This is a genomic window from Methylobacterium sp. E-066 (assembly GCF_022829635.1).
In the GTDB taxonomy this organism is placed as follows: domain Bacteria; phylum Pseudomonadota; class Alphaproteobacteria; order Rhizobiales; family Beijerinckiaceae; genus Methylobacterium.
Genome location: NZ_JAKSYO010000094.1, coordinates 67,425 through 83,481, shown reverse-complemented (window position 1 = coordinate 83,481; position 16,057 = coordinate 67,425). Strand labels below are relative to the sequence as shown.

The following is a 16,057-nucleotide window of genomic DNA, read 5'->3' as shown; positions in this document are numbered from 1 at the left end:
TTCGCCGATCGGTGCCGGACGCCGTCAGCGCCCGGTCTGCTTCCGCCACGCGGCGAAGTCGGCGAGACTCTGCTCGTCGGTGGCAGGATAGAGGCCGAGGATGGAGCGGCCCTTGCGCACCTCCTCGGTGACGAAATCCTCGTAGGCGGTCATCTCGACGGCCTCGTCGGCGATCTCGTCGGCGAGGTGGGCGGGAATCACGGCCACGCCGTCGCCGTCGCCCACGATCACGTCGCCCGGGAAGACCGGGGCGTCGCCGCAGCCGATCGGCACGTTGATGTCGATGGCCTGGTGGTGGGTGAGGTTGGTCGGCGCCGAGGGGCGCACGTGGTAGCTCGGCATGTCGAGCCGGGCGATCTCGTCGGCGTCGCGGAAGCCGCCATCGGTGACGAGCCCGGCGCAGCCCCGCACCATCAGGCGGGTCGCCAGGATCGAGCCAGCCGAGGCCGCCCGGGCATCCTTGCGACTGTCGATCACGAACACGGCGCCGGGCGGGCACTCCTCCACCGCCTTGCGCTGCGGATGGGCCCGGTCGCGGAACACCGTGATCGGGTTCAGGTCCTCGCGGGCCGGCATGTAGCGCAGGGTGAACGCCTCGCCGACCATGGTGGCGCCGCCAGCTTTCAGCGGGCGCACGTCCTGGATCATCTGATTGCGCAGGCCGCGCTTGAACAGGGCGGTCATCAGCGTCGCCGTGCTGACGGTCTTGAGCTTGTCGCGCGTTTCAGGAGACAATCCGGGCATCCGCAACTCCTCCCATGAAGACGGTCGCCGTCGAGCCCGGATCGTCAAGGATCCGGCCGGCGCGGATGCGCCCTGGGCGACCACTGATATCCCAGGGCTTGAGTAGGGCGCCGCTTGGAGCCATTGTCAACTGGAGCAGGGGGCGGCTTCGACACAGGCGGAGGATTCGGTTGGCCGATGCGAGGATCTTGACGACGGGTCCCGACGCGAGCGGACTCCTAGCCAACGCGAAGCGGGCGCGATCCCTCGCGGAGACCGCTTACGACGCGATCGAGCAGATGATCATCAGCCGGCGTCTCGCTCCGGGCGCGATGGTGTCGGAGGGCGAGCTCGGGGCGGAACTGGCGCTCGGGCGAACCCCGGTCCGCGAGGCGCTGGCCCGGCTCAAGACGATCGGCTTCGTCGAGGTCCATCCGCGCCGCGGCGTGCTGGTCACCCCGGTCGACATTATCAAGCATCTCGAATTGCTCGAAGTCCGGCGCCCCCTCGACGAGACCGTGGCCCGTTGCGTGATCGCCCGCGCCTCGGACCAGGATCTCGAGACCCTGCAGACCCACACCGAGGGCCTGCTCGTGGCCGCCGCCGCCCGGGACCGCGAGGTCTACTTCCGGGTGAAACGCGCCCTGCACGAGGCCCTGGTCGGGGCGGCCCACAACCCGACCCTGACCAGCACGATGGGCCCGCTCCACGCCCAGTCCCGGCGCTTCTGGTACACCTACGAGCCCACCGCCAGCTTCCTCGATTGTGCCGGGATCCACGCGACGATCGTGGCCGGCATCGCGGCCCGCGAGGCCGAGCGGGCCCTTTCCGGAATCGGCACGCTGTTCGACCTCCTCGACCAGATGACCCGTCGCGCCCTCGACCGCAGGCCTCTGGTCTGACAGGTTGACCCGGCCACCCGCGGCCCTATCTTGAGACTGACATATCAGTCGCATCCCAGGACATGGCATCGGCAAGGCTGAGGCCGGAAACATCGGCCCGCCGCCCCTGGGAAGAATCCTCCGGGCGGCGTCATCGCCAGGGAGAAACGGCTTGAGCGGATTGCCCCCACGCACCGGCGCGCAGGTGCTCGTCGATCAATTGCTCATCCAGGGCGTCGAGCGGGTGACCTGCGTCCCCGGCGAGAGCTACCTCGCGGTCCTCGATGCCCTGCGCGACAGCGGCATCGACGTACTCGTGTGCCGGCAGGAGGGCGGCGCCGCGATCATGGCGGAGGCCGCCGGCAAGCTCACCGGCCGTCCCGGCATCTGCTTCGTAACCCGCGGGCCCGGGGCCACCAACGCCTCGGCGGGGGTCCATATCGCGCGCCAGGATTCGACGCCGATGATCCTGTTCGTCGGTCAGATCGGCCGGGCGATGCGCGGCCGCGAGGCGTTCCAGGAGGTCGATTACCGGCAGATGTTCGGCGGCCTCGCCAAGTGGGCGGTGGAGATCGACGACGCGGCCCGCATCCCGGAGATCCTCGCGCGGGCCTTCCGGGTGGCGCTCCAGGGCCGGCCCGGGCCGGTGGTGATCGCCCTGCCGGAGGACATGCTCGACGATGTCGCGGCGGTGGCCGACGCGCCGCGGGTGGTCCCGGCCGAGCCGGCCCCGTCGCCGGAGGATGTGGAGCGGCTGCGCACGATGCTGGCCGCGGCGCAGCGGCCGGTCGTCCTGCTCGGCGGCGCGCGCTGGACGGAATCCGCCCGCGCCACCCTGGCCGCCTGGGCTGAGCGCCACGACGTGCCGGTGGCGGTCTCGTTCCGGCGGGCCAACCTGTTCGATGCCGACCACCCGAATTTTGCGGGCGAACTCGGGATCGGGCCGAACCCGGATCTTCTGGCCCGGATCAAGGGCTCCGATCTGCTGCTCATGGTCGGCGGCCGCCTCTCCGAGATGCCGGCGCAATCCTACGGCCTGCTCGGCATCCCCGATCCCGGCCTGCCGCTGGTCCACGTTCATCCCGACCCGGAGGAACTCGGCCGGGTCTACCAGCCGGCGCTGGCGATCCAGGCGAGCCCGAGGGCGTTCTGCGCAGCCCTGCCGACCTACGACGCAACGCGGACCGGCCGCGCCGCCGAGGCCCACGCCTCCTACCGTGCCTGGTCGGAGACGCCGGAGCCGAAGCCCGGCGCGTTCCAGTACGGCCAGGCGATCGCCTGGCTGCGCGAGCGGCTGCCGGCGGACGCGGTGATCTGCAACGGCGCCGGCAACTTCGCCACCTGGATCCACCGCTACTACCGGTTCCGCGCCTTCGGGACGCAGCTCGCCCCGACTTCGGGCTCGATGGGCTACGGCCTGCCGGCCGCCGTGATGGCCAAGCGCAGCCAGCCGGATCGGATCGTCGTGGCGCTCGCGGGCGACGGCGACGTGATGATGACCGTGCAGGAATTCGCCACGGCCGTGCAATACGGCATCGCCATCGTGGTCGTCGTCCTGGACAACGGCATGTACGGCACGATCCGGATGCACCAGGAACGCGAGTATCCCGGGCGCGTCTCGGCGACCGAGCTGCGCAATCCCGACTTCGCCGCCCTGGCCCGCTCCTGCGGCGGCCACGGCGAGCGCGTGGAGCGCACCGAGGAGTTCGCCCCCGCCTTCGAGCGCAGCCTCGCCGCCGGGATTCCGGCGATGATCCACTGCCTCGTCGATCCGGAGGCCCTGACACCGACCATGACCCTCGCGGCGATCCGCGCGAAGGCCCTGGCGGCCCGCGAGGGCTGACAGCCCTCAACACCGACCCGGTGCGGAGGCCCCGCACCCCATCTGAACAGGAGTCGACGATGACCGTGCGTGGTGAGAACCTGATCGGCGCTCAGGCCCGGCGAGGCACGCAGGCCGCGTTCCGGGGCATAGAGGCGGCCACCGGCCAAGACCTGGAGCCCGACTTCCCCGGCGCCAGCCTTGACGATCTCGACCGGGCCTGCGCCCTGGCGGATTCCGCCTTCGACAGCTACCGCGAGACCACCCCGGAGGCCCGGGCGGCCTTCCTCGAGACGATCGCCGCCAACATCCTCGATATCGGCGACGACCTCGTCACCCGCTGCATGCAGGAGACCGGTCTGCCCCGGCCGCGGATCGAGGGCGAGCGCGGCCGCACCGTCGGTCAGCTGCGCCTGTTCGCCGGCGTCCTGCGTGAGGGCAGCGCCTTCGAGATCCGCATCGACCCGGCCTTGCCGGACCGCAAGCCGCTGCCCCGGCCGGACCTGCGCCTGCGCAACGTCGCGCTCGGGCCGGTGGCGGTGTTCGGCGCCAGCAACTTCCCGCTCGCCTTCTCGGTGGCCGGGGGCGACACCGCCTCGGCGCTGGCCGCCGGCTGCCCGGTGATCGTCAAGGCGCACCCGGCCCATCCCGGCACCTCCGAGCTGGTCGGCCGGGCGATCCAGAAGGCGGTCGCCGCGAGCGGCCTGCCGGAGGGGGTGTTCTCGCTGCTGTTCGATGCCGGCCAGTCGATCGGGCAGGGGCTGGTGGCCGATCCCCGCATCGCCGCGGTGGGCTTCACCGGATCGCGCCGGGGCGGCACCGCCCTGGTCGAGATCGCGGCCAAGCGGCCCCGCCCGATCCCGGTCTATGCCGAGATGAGCAGCATCAACCCGGTCCTGCTGTTCCCGGGCGCCCTGGCGGCCCGGGGCGAGGCGATCGGCCGGGCCTTCGCGGCCTCGCTGACGCTCGGCGCCGGTCAGTTCTGCACCAATCCCGGCCTGATCCTGGCGGTGCCCGGCCCCGGCCTCGACTCGTTCCTGGCTGCGGCCACGGCCGCCCTGCGGGAGAGCCCGGCCGCGACCATGCTGACCCCGGGCATCCACCGGGCCTATTGCGAGGGCGTCGCGCGGCTGGCCAGCCACGCCGCGGTCACGCGCCTCGCCGAAGGCCCCGAAGGCTCCGCCACCCAGGGCCGGGCGGCCCTGTTCGCCACCGATTCGGACGCCTTCCTGTCGGAGCCTGAGTTGCAGGAGGAGATGTTCGGCGCCGCCGCCCTGGTGGTGCGCTGCCCCGACCTCGCGGCGGTCCGCAAGGTGCTGGAGCATCTCGAAGGCCAGCTCACCGCCTCCCTGCACATCACGCCCGAGGACCACGCGGCGGTGCGGGAGCTGCTGCCGCTGCTGGAGCGCCGGGTCGGGCGCATCCTGGTCGACGGCTTCGGCACCGGGGTCGAGGTGGCCCACGCCATGGTCCATGGCGGCCCATACCCGGCGACCTCGGACGGCCGCACGACCTCCGTGGGCAGCCTCGCGATCGACCGGTTCCTGCGGCCGGTGAGCTACCAGGACCTCCCCGACGCCCTGCTGCCCGCCGCCCTCCAGGAAGCCAACCCCCTCGGCCTGCCGCGCCGGATCGACGGCGCCCTCGAACGCCGCTGACACGCCCCGGCGCGCGGGGACAGGCGCAAGCCGCCCACACCCGCGCGCCATCGGCTTAAACGGTGTCGTTCGAGCCCCATCGACCGCTTGCCAGGCCGGGGCAGCCCGTCTAGACAGCCCCGGCCCACGGTGGGGCGTCGCCAAGTGGTAAGGCAGCGGTTTTTGGTACCGCCATTCCCAGGTTCGAATCCTGGCGCCCCAGCCAAGCTTCCGTTAAGTCATTGATCTGATGGCAATCGGCTCGCAGCCGCTCCCGCGGCACGGCCGATTGTACGCAGCGCTGTTGCACGCGCTTGTCCACAGGGGCAGGCCGTTGACACTGTGTTTGATCCTCCCCCGACTTCACGGACAGGAGGTTTAGCTCGCGTTCCGTTCCGCTTGCTCAGACGTCCGGACGTGGTCGAGACGGCGACGGTTGGACGCCGACCGGGCACTCTCGGGACGGGATCGCCAGTCGTAGTAGCCATTGTGAGAGACTTCGAGCACGCGGCACATGAGACGCACCGGCCAGGTGCTCGCATGCTGCTCGATGAAAGCGAACGTCACTTGGGCATCTCCGCAAAAATGCCGATCGCTTTTTTAGGACGTCGCGCTCCATGCGCGTCCGATCGAGTTCACGCCGCAGACGAGCGATCTCGGCGGCTTGGTCGGAGGGGGAAGCCAACGGGCTCGCAGCCGCGGCTCCTGGTGATGCTGCTGCCCGTGGTGGTGGTGAAGAGCCTCCCATCAGCGCCGTGCGCCACCGCCTCAGCATGGAGGGTTGGATCCCAAGTTCGGCCGCGATCTGCATCTGTGGTCGCCCGCTGCTTTCCAGCAGGGCCACCGCCTCGCGTTTGAACTCGGGCGTGAACTCCCGTCTCGTCTTCGCCATCAAACACCTTCCCCGCCCGCAAGGAGCGTATCAGAGGTGCCCGTGGAGCCGGGGGAGGATCAGGGCGTTCATCACCGAGTTCAGATGCAGGGCGATGGCTCTGTGGGCGAGTCACGGCCAATTGCTGCGGTGAGGTCGAAATCCCCCGTCGGGGACGAAGGGCACCCCGGGGCGAGGCCCGACGCCATCTGTTCATCCACCTCGAAGGCTACGACAAGCGGCAGCCCATCCACTCGGCGGTCGGCTTCCTGATGCCCGAGCTCCGCCCGATCGCGTCGCGACCGGGCGGAGCTCCGAGTTTTTGGCCGAACGCGCCCGGCGCCTACCAGAGATGCATCAGCACATTGGAAAGCTTGGCGAACCAACTGGTCGACGCGGCGTGACTGGGTTCGGCATGGGTGAACTTCTCCATCACGGCGATCGCAGCCTTTCGCTGGCTCTCGGGAATGGAGAACGTCTGATAGTTGGCGGCCTTGCTCACCGGCGGAGTCCCGGCTGAGCCCTGCGTGCTTGTCCCGCTCGCAGTCGCGGGCGGAGACGAACTCGTCGGGCTGACCGGGCTCGGGGTAGCGGGGGACGAGACAGGCGCATTGCCGGTCGGCGCTTGTGGGCTCGGGCTGACGGTGGGCGAACGCGTCGCGCCGGCGAGCGCCGGCTGTGCCGTGCTGGCGGTGCCGTTGGTCGCGACTGCCGTTGGGCTGGTCGGGACGGTGGCAGCCGCCGGCTGGACCGGGCTTGTCGGCGCGTTGGTCGGACTGATGCTCGCGGCCGGGGTAGTCGGGATGCTGCCGGTTGCGCTGGTTGCCGCACCGTTCGTGCCCGTCGGAGCCGGGCTCGTGGGGCTGGGCGCCGTGGCAGGGACCGCGTTAGCGGGCGCGGTCGTGACGGCGGAGGCACTGCCTGCAGATGCAGAACCAGGGATGGTCGGGGCCGCCGTGCCGGAAGAGCCGGGTGTGAGGGCAGGAGCGCCCGCGGCATTCGATCCTGCGGCTGGTGTATTGGCCATGCCATTCGCGGGCGTGGGCGCGGCGACCGTATTCGTCGAGCCGGTGGACGAAGGATTTGCCACGTTGGACGCGGTCGGACTCACCGTGCCGGTCGAGCTCGCGGGGGCACTGGCCTGCGCGGCCGGGACGGCGGAACTCGTGGCCGGGATCGCAGCCGCGTTGGACGTCGCGCTGGCCGTGACCGGGCGCGTCCCGACCGATGCGGTGCCGCTCGCTGCATTCGTCGTGCTGGTCGAGCTCGGGGCAGTGCCAGTCGCACTGGGAGCGGCGCTTGCCGAATTAGGCGATACGGTGGCGCTTGCGGTTGGGCTTGTCGTGCCGGCAGACCCCGTCGACGGGGCTGCCGCCTGGGGTGTCGCGCTGGCGGCCGCCGCAGGGGGCGTAGCCGACGTCGTGCTGCCGATCGCCGAATTCGTCGCGCCGGTCACGCTGGGAGCGGCGCTGGCCGGAGCGGTCGAGACGGTGGAGCTCGGGGTCGTGGTCGTCGTGCCGGCGGTCGAGCTGCTTGCCCCCGAGGTGTTGCCAGTCGTCGAACCGGTCGCCGGCTTGGTCGTCACGCCGGTTGTCGTCGCAGAACCGGTGGCCGGGCTGCTCGCGCCCTGGGACGACGTGGTCGACGGTGTCGAACTCGCCGCACCCGTCGTGTTGCTCGAAGGGGCCGCACTCGTGGTCGTGGCGCTGGCCGTGGTGGTCGTACTTGTCGATGCGGCCACCGCGGGGGTGGCGCCGTACAAACCCGGATCCTTGCCGTCCGGGCTCGATACGGCATCCTGCTTGACGGCGACGGCCGTCGGATCCTTCGAATAGGCGCGGACGTAGTCGATTTTGGACGTGATCGGCACACCGGCGCTGTCGGCGTTGTTGCCGCCCGAACCCTGCGTAGCCAGGTTGACCAGCATGTACATCGGGCTGTGCAGATCCGAGGGGGTGGCCTGCGAGCCGGCCAGCTGACCGTCGACGTAGAAGCTGAGCCGGTCGGCCTGCCAGTCCATGCCGTAGGTGTGATAGCCGTTCTCGTTCGGCATCTCGCTGGTGACCTGGCGATTCTGCTGCCAGGGAATATTCGGCGTCTGGTCCGTGGTGTGGATCGTGCTGTAGACGGTCTTCGGCCCACCGCCGTACCGCTCGACGACGTCGAGTTCTTGGTGCTGACCCGCATTGTGCGGATCCGGCGTCTGCTGGTTGGGCAACAGCCAGAACGCATCCCAGGCGCCGACCTGCTCGGAGAAGTCGGCCCGGACCTCGAAATACCCGTAGGTCTGGGAGAAGTTGCCCTGGGTGGTCAGCAGGCCGGATTCCCAGCTTCCGGGAACGCCCGACGGCGTCCTGTCCGGCACCGCGGTGATCGACAGGGCGCCGTTCTGAACCTGGAACGGGTCATAGCCCGAGCCCTTGTCCACGAAGGACGAGTGACCGAAGCCGACATCGGCGTTCGCATCGCCGCGGTCCTGCGCGCGGATATCCGCCCAGGTGGTGCCTGCTCCGGTTTGTGAAATGCTGCGCGTGTTGAATTCGTCGTCGAAGGTCAGCTTGTAGCCGGTCAGATCGACCATGAATGTTTCCCCAGACTTGCAGCAAGGCGCGATTCTTCGATCGCAGCACAAGAAAGCTTGCCTACGTGGCGTCAGGTCCCCGAGACGACGGGCAACCGGCTCAGCTATGTTTTCCTATATTTAACACTGTGGAAACAATACGTACGTGGTTGCGCTGCTGTCAAGATTGGTATGGGCTCAGAATTCAAGCTACTATTTTCGATGTATATAGATTAGGCACTGCAGGCACCGTGTCGGGGATTGACAGTGTCCGGCAGGCCCCACCCGCGTGTAGCTTTATAGTCCTGTCCTTCGGCCGGCCCGGGCTCGTTGGAGAAGGCGCATCGGACGGTCCTGGATCTGTCGGCGCTCGGTCGTAGCCAGTGCCTCGCTGCCGAAATCCAGCGCCGGTCGCGGCATACGCTGGCGGATCGTCGCGCAGGATGAGCGCCGCAGGGATCTGCTTCGTCGCGGCGCGGCTTTCGATCCCGGTGGGGAAGCGGCTCGGCAGATCCGAGAGGGCGCCCAAATTTTGAGCCCCTGGCATCCGAAGGCCGGGCCGCGGATCAGGATCGGCCGCACGGGCTCGACACAAGAACCGGCCGCGTGCGTCCTCGGATTCCGCTCAGGCTTCCGCCAGCAGGCGCTCGTACTCGCCCTCCGCCGGCCCGTAGGTGTCGCCGGCCAGATCCTTCAGCCTGTCGCGGTCGAGCACGGTGATGCGCCCCTCGCTCGCCCGGACCATGCCGGCACCGGTCGGGACATACAGGGCGGCGGTCACGCCGGTACGGCGCACGCCCAGCATCATCGCCATGAATTCGTGGGTGAGCGGCATCGCTTCGGCGTTCAGCCGGTCATGGGTCATCAGGATCCAGCGGGCGAGCCGCGCCTCGACGTTCAATTCGGCGCTCGCGTAGACCGTATAGCCCATCTGGATCATCAGGCTCAGAACGTAGCGGCCCAGAACGCCCCGCAATCCCGGGCTCGCTTGCAGCGCCTCGCGCAAGGCGGAAGCCGGAATGCGCAGAGCCTCGCCCCCGCCCTGCACGATCCCCAGGACGGGACCGCGATCGGTCCCGAGCACGAGCGGCACGCCAGCCAACCCCTCCTGGCCGACCAGGCCGATCTCGATCCGGCCGCCCTCGGTGGCCGCCACGAGCGAGACCAGGCCGGTCTCGACGAAATAGGCGTGCGACAGCGGCTCATGGGCGCGGATCAGGGTGTCGTGGAGGTGGAGCGGCCAGCGCTCGAGAGCCGGGGCCAGACGGGTGAAGTCCCCCGGCGCCAGGGCGCCGAGCAGGCGGTTGCGACTGTCGGATTGCTGAAGCTGAAGCATGGCTCTGCTCCCAATCAGGGCAAGAGTACGCGCCCTCCCAGTCGTCCGCGCCCGATAATTCCGACGGACAATCACACAGCTATAGTACTATTTTACACAGAAAAACAGCGCCATGATAAGGGTACGATTTCGGACACAAGAAACATATCTCTATCGAAATCTGGTCCAAATCCATCTGGAGGCTTTGTCTTCATAGATCAGTCGATCCTTACTGAGCCGATACTCGGTGCATGAACCGCAGATGGACTGGAACGCACGGATGCTCACTGCTCGGCCGGCCGAGATGGCGGCCTACGCGACCCATCCCCGGAGCCTGACGAACGAACTCGGCTTTTCACTGCGGGAACGCACGGTTCCGAAGCAGAACGAGATTCTGGTTCCCGGGGCCACGCCAAACGTCGCTCACCTGCTGCTGGCCGGCCATACCTGCCGCTACCGCATGCTGCAGGATGGCCGTCGCCAGATCACCGCCATCCTGGTTCCCGGCGACATCTGCGACCTGGAAGCGATCCTGGCGGGGCGCTCCAGCTATGCCGTCAGTACGCTGACCCGCTGCACGCTCGGCGAAATCCCGCTGTCGCGGTTCACGGCGCCACACGATCCGGCCCTCGCGACATCCCTGCAGCGCCGCCTGCGCCGCGACGAGGCCATCGCCCGCGAGTGGATCGTCAGCCTCGGCCGTCGAGACGGAATCGAGCGCACGGCGCATCTGTTCTGCGAATTGCGCTGGCGGCTCGCCGAGGTCGGACAGGCGACCGAAGACAGCTGCAAATTGCGCATCACCCAACACGACCTGGCAGATGCGCTGGGCCTGACCTCCGTGCACGTGAACCGCGTGCTCATGCATCTGCGCGCCGAAGGGCTGATCCACCTCAAGGCCGGCCAGCTGACGATCATCGACCGCACGCGCCTGAAGCACTTGGCACAGTTCGATCCGGCTTATCTCGTCCAGTAATCGCCGCCCCGGCTGGTCTGCGTCGATCTCCATGCGAAGGCGCATCCCGGCGTGAGGTCCGGGATGCGCCTTCGATAGGGGCCGGCCACCTCAGCGGGTCGGCAGTGCGGTCGCGGTGACGACGCGGATCGCGGTCGGGACCGCCGGGACGAGGCGCGGCGTGGTCGCCAGTTCCGTTGCGGGACGCTGAGCGGAGGTCGCGCGGGCCTGCTCGCGGTAGAGCGGCGGTGTCAGGGTGAGGGCCTCGTCCGCCAGAGCGGAGCCGATCATCGGCAGGGACGCCAGGGTGGCGATCAGGAAGGGTCGCAGGGTCATGATAGGGTGCCTCTCGCTGTCCGGGCCCGAAGCCCGGTGTCGAGGTGATATTTGCGCTGCACTGCGTCATGATTCAAACAGATAGGATCGATACTGGAAATCGATACTGTCAATGATCTGGATGGCGTCAGCCGGTGCCGGCGAGAACCGCCCATCCGTATGGGGCCATGCAGCGCGTCGTCTTTGCGGGCCGGATGCAGTTCATCGACGGCCATGCTAGGCCCCTCGGATCCGTCGAAGTCGCACGGATATCAGTCCTCGAACTGAGACATCGCATGCTGGGCTGGTTTCGTGCACTGATGCCGAAGGAAGATCGGTTCTTCGACCTGTTCGAGCGTCATGCTGCAACGATCGTGGCCGGCGCGGCCGCCCTCCGGGCGCTGCTCGATGGCACAGAGGACGTGCCGGTGGCCTGCCAGGCGATCGCCGCCCACGAGGACGAGGCCGACACGATCACCCGCGAGGCCCTGCTCGCCGTGCGCCGGACCTTCATCACCCCGTTCGACCGAGGCGACATCCAGGCCCTGGTCGGCTCCCTGGACGACGCCATCGACCAGATGCTCAAGACCGCCAAGACGGTGCAGCTGTTCGAGGTCACCGCCTTCGAGCCGTCGATGCGCGAGATGGGCGCGGTAATCCAGGAGGCGGCCGCCGCCACCGCCGAGGCGCTGCCGAAGCTGCGGGCGCTCGGCGAGAACGCCGCCGTGCTGAACACCCTGACCGAGCGGGTGATTCAGCTCGAAGGCCGGGCCGACGACCTGCACAATGCCGGGCTGAAGGCGCTATTCAAGGCGTCGCGCCAGGATCCGATGGCCTTCGTGGTCGGGTCCGAACTCTACGATCACCTGGAAAAGGTCATGGACCGGTTCGAGGATGTCGCGAACCAGATCAGCAGCATCGTGGTCGAGCATGTCTGAGTCCACCGCGTGACCCTCCTGATCGTCCTCATCGCCGTCGCCCTGGTCTTCGATTTCCTGAACGGGCTCCACGACGCCGCCAATTCGATCGCCACCATCGTGTCGACCCGGGTGCTCGCACCCCGCTACGCCGTCATCTGGGCGGCGTTCTTCAACTTCGTGGCGTTCCTGATCTTCGGCCTGCACGTCGCCGGCACGGTGGGGTCCGGCATCGTCGACGTCACGATGGTGACAGACCGGGTGATCCTGGGCGCGCTCGGCGGCGCGATCAGCTGGAACCTGATCACCTGGTACGCCGGCATCCCGTCCTCGAGTTCGCATGCGCTGATCGGGGGCCTGCTCGGGGCCGGCATCGCCAAGGCGGGCCTCGGCGCGATCGTCTGGCCGGGCGTGATCGCCACCAGCGCCGCCATCGTGCTCTCGCCCGCCCTGGGCTTCGGCCTCGGGTTGCTGCTGATGCTGGCGGTGTCGTGGATCTTCGTGCGCTCGACACCCCACGCCGTGGACCGGCTGTTCCGGGGGATGCAGTTCGTCTCGGCCTCGCTCTACTCCCTCGGCCATGGCGGCAACGATGCGCAGAAGACCATGGGCATCATCGCGGTGCTGCTCTACGCCCACGGGGAGGGGGGCGGCGCGTTCCATGTGCCGCTCTGGGTGGTGCTCTCCTGCCAGACCGCCATGGCGCTCGGCACGCTGCTCGGCGGCTGGCGCATCGTCCACACGATGGGCTCGAAGATCACCCGGCTCTCGCCCATGCAGGGCTTCTGCGCCGAGACCGGCGGGGCCGTGACCCTGTTCGCCGCCACTGCGTTCGGGATCCCGGTCTCGACAACCCACACGATCACCGGGGCGATCATCGGCGTCGGCGCGGCCAAGCGCGTGTCGGCGGTGCGCTGGAACGTCGCCCAGGGGATCGTGGTCGCTTGGGTGATCACCATGCCGGCCGCAGCCCTGGTGGCGGCCCTGGTCTACGGCGTCTCGGGCTTCGTGCTGCCGTGACCGGTTCGGCGTCGGAAGGGCAGGGCGGGACACCGTCGGCCCGGCCCTGCCGGCGCGGAGCAGACATCACAACCGCCGCAGATCATCAAATTTTGGTTTCTTAATATTGCAGCTCGTATAGGATTGGAGCGTAATCCTTACTATTTAATCCAATAGGGTCCTGCTTGTTGCTTATCGCGGCCCTCTTGTTCGCGCTCGGGGTTTTGGAAGGCTGGCGCTACCGGGCCCCGATGGTGGTGGCGAGCTCAATGCTCATCGCCCTGGTCTGCCTGCCGCTCTGGGCGCTCGCCGCCACGCTCGACGCCGGGAAGGTGCTGGTTCTGCTCGCCTATCTGGCGGCACATCAATCCGGCTTCCTGGTGGGGGCCTATCTCAGCGCCGGCCCGCATCCCGACCGGTGAAGCCGCTCACCAGGTCCAGACGATCCGGCCGGCAGAGTGACAGATCACCACCCAGATCCCGATCGAGACGATCAGCGACGCCACGACCACCGGGAGGGGCGGCTTCCTGCCATCCACCCGGCGCAGTCTCACGAATGCGTCCTTCACGCGCAGCCTCCCGGGCGCAACCTGCGCCGCGGGCCTCAACGGAGACGTTCAGGAGAAAGTTTCAGGTTGCAGATACGCCAAGCCAGATCGCTGAGAAGGCGACGGCTTGGGCAATGCACCCATCGCGGATGTTGCAACTCAGGGGCCGAACTCCACCGGCACGCTGAGGTCGGCCACACCGGTCTCGGCCAGCAGCTCGGCCGGGGGCGGCTTGAACGGGCTGGCGCCCCGGACCGCCCGGAGCGCCCGCTGGTCGAGGCCGGGGGAGCCGGAGCTGCTCTCGATCTCGGCCTGCCGCACCGATCCGTCGGGGGCGATCGCGACGCGCACCACCACGGTGCCGGCCGCCCCGCGGGTCTTCCCGCGCCGGTCGGTCCGGTCGACCGCGTCGATCCGCATGACGAGGGCGGACAGCCAGCTGCGCACCGCGGGCGTGACGCCCGCCCGCGCCTGCGCCGGCCAGGGTGCCAGCAAAAGGCCGAGCAGGACGGTTCCGTGGGTCAACAGGCGCGACGACATGCTGGAACAACGACCCTACGGCGGAATGAACGCATCCATCCTTACGCCGAAGGGTTTACCGGCCGTCACCCGAAAGCCGGGCTGCGGCGAGGCGTCGCCCGGGATGATGCGGACCGGCGCTGGGGCGGCCTGGATGCCTGGGCGCCCACCCTCGAGATCGCGCGCTCGCGCATGACGGGGATGACCCCGACGGGGCATTCTCGCCGCCACCCGGACCGAGGGGCGAGCGGATGGAAAACTTGATCCATGATGCGAAAACCGCCTAGCTTGATGCGTATGGTGGTCGATTGTCGGACTTCGACCCCAAAGAATGATCGCCGGCTTCCGCCCGCATACAGGGCGCTGCAGCGGCAGCGCTGGAAAGATCCTTGCGCGGGCGCCTCGAAGCTTCGGCGAGACCCACGGCATCCACCCCGATCCAGGAAAGAGCCCCCATGACCCGATTGGCCGAGCTGCAGAGCGACCCGGCGTTCCAGCAGGCCGTACTCGCGGTGCGCGGCGCGGCCAGCACCCTGAGCGGTCGCGCCGTCACCGCGGAGGAAGCCAGCTTCCTGGTAGGTGTCGCGCTGGCCACCTTCGCCAATGCCGGCGGCCTGAACGAACCGAGCCTCAGCCGCCTCGGGCGGTTCTCGGACACGCTCGGGCAGAACGAGACCGTGGACAGCCTCACGAAGCACTGAACGCGCGGCGGTTTCTCGGAGAGTGGGCACGCGGCTGCCGCGCGGCCCTCGCTACAAGAAACCCGTGCGCCGGGCCAGCATCACGCCGAAGGCCAGGCAGGCCGCGAGGCTGACCGCCAGCATCGCGACATTCGTCCAGAACCGCACCGGACGGCTGGAGCCCTCGATCCCGCTAGCGCGGAGCCTGACCCAGGGAACGTAGAGAAACAGCGCCACCACCGTCAGGACCAGGAACGCGAAACTGGCGATCCGACCGGAAAACAGCGCGATCCCGGCCAGGACGGCCCAGCCGAGCACGATGCCGAGCATCGTGAAAAGCGCCGTCATATTCACGTCCGCATCATCCCCTCATCGGATGCATCGGCACGCCGTCATGCGCAGGACGGAAGGCTCACCCGTGGGGACCGGCTTTCTCGCGATCCGATGCGCACGATCGACGCTCAGCACGAGACTTCACGCGAGAGCGCTAGAAAGTCTGGATCCGATTACGCTGGCGTCGAGATATCTGGTGCTGCGAGACAGGATTGAACTGTCGACCTCTTCATTACCAATGAAGTGCTCTACCACTGAGCTACCGCAGCAAGCGCCGTGGCGACCCCGCTCGGGGGCGTGTCCGTCCGGCTGAGGGGGGCAATAACGGATCGGCGGCGGCTTGGCAACGGTGAGTTACGCGTCCGCTGCCTTTACCTGCCGGCAGGTGGCGCGAATGATCGCGGCGAGGCCGGGTTCGGACACGGCCTCGGCGGCCTCGGCCGGCGTGAACCAGCGCAGCTCGCGCTGGTTCACCTCGGGGAAGGTCTTGAGCTGCTTGCGGACCTTGAGCGGGAACACCTTGACCTGGCACAGGACCGCATCGAGGTTCTTCAGGCGCTTCTGGTAGACATAGTAGCCGAGTGGGCGCTTGCCGACATCGCCGCGCAGGCCGGCCTCCTCGTAGGCTTCGCGCGCCGCCGCCTCGAACGGCTTGCGGCCCTTCATGGGCCAGCCCTTCGGGATCACCCAGCGCCGGCTCTCGCGCGAGGTCACCAGGAGAATCCGATCCTCGCCGTCGCGCCCTTGCTGGAACGGCAGGACGCCAACCTGCCGGCGCGGCTCGGGCTCGTCTTGGATCGCGGCCGTCACGGCTGCACCGGCCGGGTCGAAACCCTGGTCGCGCCCCGCCGGATCATCGGCGCGGCAGGGGGGTGGAACGGAGCACAGATGGTCGGATCCTCGGTCGGCATAACGCTGCATCAGCAACAAAATACGCAGTATCAGCAACTGCCGTCAACATAACCGCACGGGCCAAGGAAAA

Annotated in this window: 16 protein-coding genes, 2 tRNA genes and 1 pseudogene; 9 read left to right on the top strand and 10 right to left on the bottom strand. The window is 68.6% G+C overall.

What is annotated here, in order from left to right; translation table 11 throughout:
• Nucleotides 1–24: 24 nt before the first annotated feature.
• Nucleotides 25–744 (bottom strand): ribonuclease activity regulator RraA, encoded by a 720-nt coding sequence (locus MKL20_RS12680; protein WP_244036945.1) that lies wholly within the window; start codon nt 742–744, stop codon nt 25–27.
• 188 nt (nt 745–932) lie between these two features.
• Here MKL20_RS12680 and MKL20_RS12675 point away from each other — a divergent pair, with 188 nt between their 5' ends.
• From MKL20_RS12675 to MKL20_RS12660, 4 genes are all read left to right on the top strand, one after another.
• Nucleotides 933–1,625, top strand: a complete 693-nt coding sequence (locus MKL20_RS12675) for a GntR family transcriptional regulator (protein ID WP_244036944.1) — start codon at nt 933–935, stop codon at nt 1,623–1,625.
• Between the two features lie 151 nt (nt 1,626–1,776).
• Nucleotides 1,777–3,447 carry a thiamine pyrophosphate-binding protein gene (locus MKL20_RS12670; protein ID WP_244036943.1) on the top strand — a complete coding sequence of 557 codons (1,671 nt, stop codon included), beginning with the start codon at nt 1,777–1,779 and terminating at the stop codon, nt 3,445–3,447.
• A gap of 59 nt (nt 3,448–3,506) precedes the next feature.
• Nucleotides 3,507–5,084, top strand: coding sequence for an aldehyde dehydrogenase (NADP(+)) (locus MKL20_RS12665; RefSeq protein WP_244036942.1), 1,578 nt, complete (start codon nt 3,507–3,509; stop codon nt 5,082–5,084).
• Nucleotides 5,085–5,214: 130 nt separating this feature from the next.
• Nucleotides 5,215–5,289 (top strand) — tRNA-Gln (locus MKL20_RS12660).
• Nucleotides 5,290–5,474: 185 nt separating this feature from the next.
• On the opposite strand, the pseudogene MKL20_RS12655 reads toward MKL20_RS12660, so the two are convergent.
• The 3 genes and pseudogenes from MKL20_RS12655 to MKL20_RS12645 all read right to left on the bottom strand — a co-directional run.
• Nucleotides 5,475–5,955: pseudogene (locus MKL20_RS12655) on the bottom strand (transposase); the annotation flags it as partial.
• Between the two features lie 322 nt (nt 5,956–6,277).
• Nucleotides 6,278–8,515, bottom strand: a complete 2,238-nt coding sequence (locus MKL20_RS12650; RefSeq protein WP_244036941.1) for a glycoside hydrolase family 16 protein — start codon at nt 8,513–8,515, stop codon at nt 6,278–6,280.
• A gap of 604 nt (nt 8,516–9,119) precedes the next feature.
• Nucleotides 9,120–9,830 (bottom strand): Crp/Fnr family transcriptional regulator, encoded by a 711-nt coding sequence (locus MKL20_RS12645; protein WP_244036940.1) that lies wholly within the window; start codon nt 9,828–9,830, stop codon nt 9,120–9,122.
• A 241-nt stretch (nt 9,831–10,071) separates the two neighbouring features.
• On the opposite strand from MKL20_RS12645, the gene MKL20_RS12640 reads away from it, so the two are divergent.
• A complete protein-coding gene (locus MKL20_RS12640; protein ID WP_244036939.1) occupies nt 10,072–10,785 on the top strand; it encodes a Crp/Fnr family transcriptional regulator in 714 nt (237 codons plus the stop codon).
• 90 nt (nt 10,786–10,875) lie between these two features.
• Here the strand turns inward: MKL20_RS12640 and MKL20_RS12635 are convergent, their stop codons facing one another.
• On the bottom strand, nt 10,876–11,100 hold the full coding sequence (locus MKL20_RS12635) for a hypothetical protein (protein WP_244036938.1): 225 nt from the start codon (nt 11,098–11,100) through the stop codon (nt 10,876–10,878).
• A gap of 275 nt (nt 11,101–11,375) precedes the next feature.
• Between MKL20_RS12635 and MKL20_RS12630 the strand changes: the two genes are divergently transcribed.
• The 3 genes from MKL20_RS12630 (at nt 11,376) to MKL20_RS12620 (ending at nt 13,417) form a co-directional block, all read left to right on the top strand.
• Nucleotides 11,376–12,017 (top strand): DUF47 domain-containing protein, encoded by a 642-nt coding sequence (locus tag MKL20_RS12630; protein ID WP_244036937.1) that lies wholly within the window; start codon nt 11,376–11,378, stop codon nt 12,015–12,017.
• 9 nt (nt 12,018–12,026) lie between these two features.
• Entirely contained in the window at nt 12,027–13,016 is a 990-nt protein-coding gene (locus tag MKL20_RS12625; protein ID WP_244036936.1) for an inorganic phosphate transporter, read from the top strand.
• A 164-nt stretch (nt 13,017–13,180) separates the two neighbouring features.
• Nucleotides 13,181–13,417, top strand: a complete 237-nt coding sequence (locus MKL20_RS12620; protein ID WP_244036935.1) for a hypothetical protein — start codon at nt 13,181–13,183, stop codon at nt 13,415–13,417.
• Between the two features lie 6 nt (nt 13,418–13,423).
• On the opposite strand, the gene MKL20_RS12615 is transcribed toward MKL20_RS12620, so the two are convergent.
• On the bottom strand, nt 13,424–13,564 hold the full coding sequence (locus MKL20_RS12615) for a hypothetical protein (RefSeq protein WP_243963102.1): 141 nt from the start codon (nt 13,562–13,564) through the stop codon (nt 13,424–13,426).
• A 138-nt stretch (nt 13,565–13,702) separates the two neighbouring features.
• Nucleotides 13,703–14,083, bottom strand: coding sequence for an energy transducer TonB (locus MKL20_RS12610; protein ID WP_244036934.1), 381 nt, complete (start codon nt 14,081–14,083; stop codon nt 13,703–13,705).
• A gap of 434 nt (nt 14,084–14,517) precedes the next feature.
• Here MKL20_RS12610 and MKL20_RS12605 point away from each other — a divergent pair, with 434 nt between their 5' ends.
• Complete coding sequence (locus tag MKL20_RS12605) at nt 14,518–14,763, top strand: hypothetical protein (protein ID WP_243963100.1); 246 nt, start codon at nt 14,518–14,520, stop codon at nt 14,761–14,763.
• Between the two features lie 51 nt (nt 14,764–14,814).
• Here the strand turns inward: MKL20_RS12605 and MKL20_RS12600 are convergent, their stop codons facing one another.
• The 3 genes from MKL20_RS12600 to MKL20_RS12590 all read right to left on the bottom strand — a co-directional run bounded on the left by MKL20_RS12600 (nt 14,815) and on the right by MKL20_RS12590 (nt 15,885).
• On the bottom strand, nt 14,815–15,090 hold the full coding sequence (locus MKL20_RS12600) for a hypothetical protein (RefSeq protein ID WP_243963099.1): 276 nt from the start codon (nt 15,088–15,090) through the stop codon (nt 14,815–14,817).
• Nucleotides 15,091–15,269: 179 nt separating this feature from the next.
• Nucleotides 15,270–15,344: transfer RNA gene (locus MKL20_RS12595), tRNA-Thr, on the bottom strand.
• Between the two features lie 85 nt (nt 15,345–15,429).
• Nucleotides 15,430–15,885: an NUDIX hydrolase gene (locus tag MKL20_RS12590; RefSeq protein WP_243963098.1), complete on the bottom strand. Its 456-nt coding sequence runs from the start codon at nt 15,883–15,885 to the stop codon at nt 15,430–15,432.
• Nucleotides 15,886–16,057: the final 172 nt, after the last annotated feature.

Excerpts from the sequence above, each read along its gene's own strand:
- MKL20_RS12680 (WP_244036945.1), bottom strand. The coding sequence starts at position 744 with ATGCCCGGATTGTCTCCTGAAACGCGCGACAAGCTCAAGACCGTCAGC.
- MKL20_RS12665 (WP_244036942.1), top strand. The coding sequence starts at position 3,507 with ATGACCGTGCGTGGTGAGAACCTGATCGGCGCTCAGGCCCGGCGAGGC.
- MKL20_RS12650 (WP_244036941.1), bottom strand. The coding sequence starts at position 8,515 with ATGGTCGATCTGACCGGCTACAAGCTGACCTTCGACGACGAATTCAAC.
- MKL20_RS12645 (WP_244036940.1), bottom strand. The coding sequence starts at position 9,830 with ATGCTTCAGCTTCAGCAATCCGACAGTCGCAACCGCCTGCTCGGCGCC.
- MKL20_RS12640 (WP_244036939.1), top strand. The coding sequence starts at position 10,072 with ATGGACTGGAACGCACGGATGCTCACTGCTCGGCCGGCCGAGATGGCG.
- MKL20_RS12635 (WP_244036938.1), bottom strand. The coding sequence starts at position 11,100 with ATGACCCTGCGACCCTTCCTGATCGCCACCCTGGCGTCCCTGCCGATG.
- MKL20_RS12630 (WP_244036937.1), top strand. The coding sequence starts at position 11,376 with ATGCTGGGCTGGTTTCGTGCACTGATGCCGAAGGAAGATCGGTTCTTC.
- MKL20_RS12610 (WP_244036934.1), bottom strand. The coding sequence starts at position 14,083 with ATGTCGTCGCGCCTGTTGACCCACGGAACCGTCCTGCTCGGCCTTTTG.
- MKL20_RS12605 (WP_243963100.1), top strand. The coding sequence starts at position 14,518 with ATGACCCGATTGGCCGAGCTGCAGAGCGACCCGGCGTTCCAGCAGGCC.
- MKL20_RS12600 (WP_243963099.1), bottom strand. The coding sequence starts at position 15,090 with ATGACGGCGCTTTTCACGATGCTCGGCATCGTGCTCGGCTGGGCCGTC.